We start from the raw sequence: 3637 nt of genomic DNA, 5'->3' as shown, positions 1-3637 counted from the left end.
ATAGAAGGCATAACAACCGAGCATTTTGCCCGTTTCGTCGTAGATCCCACCGAAATGAAGGGGGCCGTCGGCCCGCTTCTCGGCCGCCAGCGCAAGCAGCCGTGGCAACTCCCCATCCTTCCAACTCGGCCGAAGAGCGTAACCAGACAGGAGGGTCGGCAGTTCCTCGGCAAATTGCACGGCATTGATCGGCTCACGGTGGGTGCGATGCGACGATGAATGCTGGACGGGGGGCTCGAACCTTCTTTTCGCAAGAGCATCGAATGCTCGCGCAAAGGGGTCGAGTACAAGGTGAGGCAGGCCGGGCCATTTACGGTGCAGTGCGGCGGCGGCCATTCCCGCCGGCCGGAAGACATATGTCCATCCCAGACAATGCACCGGCAGGAGTTGATACTTCATCGGGCGCGCGAAGGCTAAGGATGTCCGGTTGGCCGAATCGGTCAGCTGCAGATCGAATTCGCCTTGATGCAATGCCCGCAGCAATTGCGGTCCGGCCGAGCCGTCATCGGTGCCGGGGTCGGCCATGAGCGGCCCGATGATCGCCGCATTCAATGGCGCACCATTGAGCTCGTAGCGGGCTTTCAAAACGCCGAGGAACCCACCCAGGCGGCCCTGCCGGTTGATCTGGACAAGAGCGTTGCTTTCACCGGAGTGGCCGGCAGGGTCGAGATAAATCTCTCTCATATACGCGGCCGTTTCGGCGATCGCGCGATCGAGGAGGTGACGGCGCCGCCGGCGAAACTTCGTCAGGAAGAGTGCGGCGACGCGCTCGAGATCTTCGGCAGCAAGCGGCCGAACCGAGCCATGCTGAGATTCCAGCACTGACGGCGCAGCCAACTTTTCCTCGGCATTCGCAGAAAGATGCATCGTGAAAAACGTCCGTGGGTTGCCTCCATCGGATATATATCAACCATTGGTAGAAACAACGTATCTCGGTCAATATGATGAACAGAGGTCCCAAGACTTACTATCCGGACAGGACTTCACAGGCAAATCAAGTCGGCCAGCATCACGGCGCTGATCGACGGGTCGACTGCCTCCCTGCGATCGCATCTCCTGCTCCAGCCCGCTGGGCTGACCGTGCCTGACAGAGGCGGCCTCCGGCCGAAGCTGGAGGCCGCCTCAGGTCAGCTGACAAGTCCCTTGGTCAGTTCGAGCGCCTGGCGTTCGAACAGGCGACGGTAGATGCCGCCTTTCAGCCGGATCAGTTCGTCATGCGAGCCTTCCTCGACGATGTTGCCGCGATCGAAGACCAGCAGCCTGTCGAGCGCCCGCACTGTCGAAAGCCGGTGCGCGATGACCAGCGTGGTGCGGCCGACCATCAGCCGCTCCATCGCCTGCTGGATCAGCACCTCCGATTCCGAATCGAGGCTCGATGTCGCCTCGTCGAGGATCAGGATGCGCGCATCGGCAAGGAAGGCGCGCGCGATCGCCACGCGCTGACGCTCGCCACCCGACAGTTTCACGCCGCGTTCGCCGACCAGTGTACCGTAGCCCTTTGGCAGGTTGGTGATGAAGTCATGCGCACTCGCCAGCTTGGCGGCATGCTCGATCTCCTCCTGCGACGCACTCGGCCTGGCATAGGCGATGTTTTCGGCCAGCGACCGGTGGAACAGGATCGGCTCCTGCTGAACGATGGCGATCTGCCCGCGCAGCGAGGCTTGCGCCACCTGCGAGATGTCCTGACTGTCGACCAGGATTTTCCCCGCGTTCACGTCATAGAGCCGCTGGATAAGCTTGACGAAGGTCGTCTTGCCCGACCCCGAATGGCCGACCAGCCCGACGCGCTCACCCGGCGCGATATCGACCGAAAAGTCGCGGTAAAGCGCGGATCGGTGATGGCCATAGTGAAAGGTGACGTTGTCGAAGCTGATCCGTCCTTCGGTGATCCGGATCGGCTTGGCACCTGGCCGGTCCTCGATGCCGAGCGGTTCGGACTGGAAATCGACCAGCTCTTCCATATCGTTGATGGAGCGCTGCAGGTTGCGGATATGCGTGCCGATGTCCCTGAGATAGCCCTGCAGCACAAAGAGCGAGGTCAGCACGAACGCAACGTCGCCGGCGCTCGCCTGCCCCCACGACCACAGCATCAGCGCCAGGCCGATCACCGCAGCGCGCATGACCAGCAGCAGCACCCCTTGCGTGGTGCCGTTGATGGTGCCGCGCACCCAGGTGCGCCGTGTACGCGCACGCCATTTGGCGACGACCTTGGCCAGGCGGCGTTCTTCGCGCTCCTCGGCGCCAAAGCCCTTGACCACGGCGTTGCAGCTGACCGCGTCGGCCAGCGAGCCGCCGAGGCGGGTATCCCAGGTGTTGGCGAGCCTTGCCGCCGGCGCGACATAGCCAAGTGACAGCAGCGCCGTCACCGTGATGAACAGCACCGAACCGGCAGCAACGACCGCACCCATCAACGGCCAGAACCAGCCGAGCAGCAACGTCGACCCGACCAGCATGACGACCGACGGCAGCAGTGCGATGAGGATGGTGTCGTTGAGCAGGTCGAGCGCCCACATGCCGCGCGTCACCTTGCGGACGGTCGAGCCGGCAAAGCTGTTGGCATGCCAATCGGTGGAAAAGCGCTGAACGCGATGGAAAGCATCGGCGGCGATGTCGGCCATCATCTTCAAGGTCAGCTCGACGATGCCCATGAACGCCAGGTTGCGCAACACGACGCCGGCCAGCGCCAGCGCCATCAACATCGAGAACGCCGTCAGCGCGGCATTCCAGGCAATCGCGTCGGCGGCGGCGCTGCTGGCGACTGCGTCGACCAGCCGGCCGGAATAGAGCGGCGTCAGCACATCGGCCAGCGTCGACAGCAGGAAGCTGGCCATGATGAGCGAAAGCCGCCACGGCTGGCGCCGCCAATGGGTAAGCGTGAAGCCAAGAACGCTGCGAAAGGCGCTCGCGCGCAAATCGATCTTGAAACGAGCCATGATGTCATTCGGGCACAAACGAGCCCGATCCCAGTAGGTCGAAAATTGAAGAAGCCGCGCAAGGGCCAATGATTGCCCGGAAGCGGAGTGGCATATTTGGCGTATCGCCCATAACCGGGCGGCGATCGGCATCGGCATAAGCCTGTGCTCGATCCGGCATCGGCACGAAGGGCAAACCTTCGCGGAGCGCCGGATGAGACCTAGGCTTCGCGGCCTCGCATTACCATGTGAAATACTGCCATTCGGACCTCCCGCAAGACAATTGCGGAGCGGTTCTTATAGAGACGCTCCGATGCACCGCCAAGACGGGCTGACGCCAAAAGCGTATCTGGTCCAACCACTGCGATTATTTTGCAACAATGGCGGGCAAGCCGCGCCTCATTCAGGAACGCGATCCAAGCGCATGTAGCGGCCATCGGTCGATGGCTTGAACCCGAGCTTTTCATACATGCCATGGGCATCGCTGGTCGACAGGCTCCAATGGAAAACGGTCCTGACCTCCGGATGATCGATCAGGGCCTGGACGAGCCGGCTTCCTATGCCCTGCCCGCGATTCTCCGGCCAGATGATGATATCGGCGAGATAGGCGAATACGGTGCGGTCGGTGATCGCCCGGCCGAAGCCGACTTGCCTGCCATCGACATAGGCGCCGACGCAAAGCGAGTTGGCAAAGGCGCGGCGATGGACTTCGTCAGTGCGTACGG

Annotated in this window: 3 protein-coding genes; all 3 read right to left on the bottom strand. The window is 62.4% G+C overall.

The window, feature by feature from the left end:
• On the bottom strand, positions 1-867 hold an 867-nt coding region (locus tag EN879_RS27715), incomplete at its 3' end, for a hypothetical protein (protein ID WP_127274375.1).
• Between the two features lie 260 nt (positions 868-1127).
• Positions 1128-2933 (bottom strand): ABC transporter ATP-binding protein, encoded by a 1806-nt coding sequence (locus EN879_RS27710; protein ID WP_063170224.1) that lies wholly within the window; start codon positions 2931-2933, stop codon positions 1128-1130.
• 378 nt (positions 2934-3311) lie between these two features.
• Positions 3312-3637, bottom strand: a 326-nt coding sequence (locus EN879_RS27705) for a GNAT family N-acetyltransferase (protein ID WP_164774614.1), incomplete at its 5' end; no start/stop codon positions are given.

The organism is Mesorhizobium sp. M7A.F.Ca.AU.002.02.1.1, from assembly GCF_003998535.1.
GTDB lineage: Bacteria > Pseudomonadota > Alphaproteobacteria > Rhizobiales > Rhizobiaceae > Mesorhizobium > Mesorhizobium ciceri.
The sequence above is the reverse complement of the archived record's forward strand: the minus strand, read 5'-3'. Positions and strand labels throughout refer to the sequence as shown.

What these genes read in the sequence shown, in the direction of transcription:
- EN879_RS27710 (WP_063170224.1), bottom strand. Translation starts at nt 2,933, where the DNA reads ATGGCTCGTTTCAAGATCGATTTGCGCGCGAGCGCCTTTCGCAGCGTT.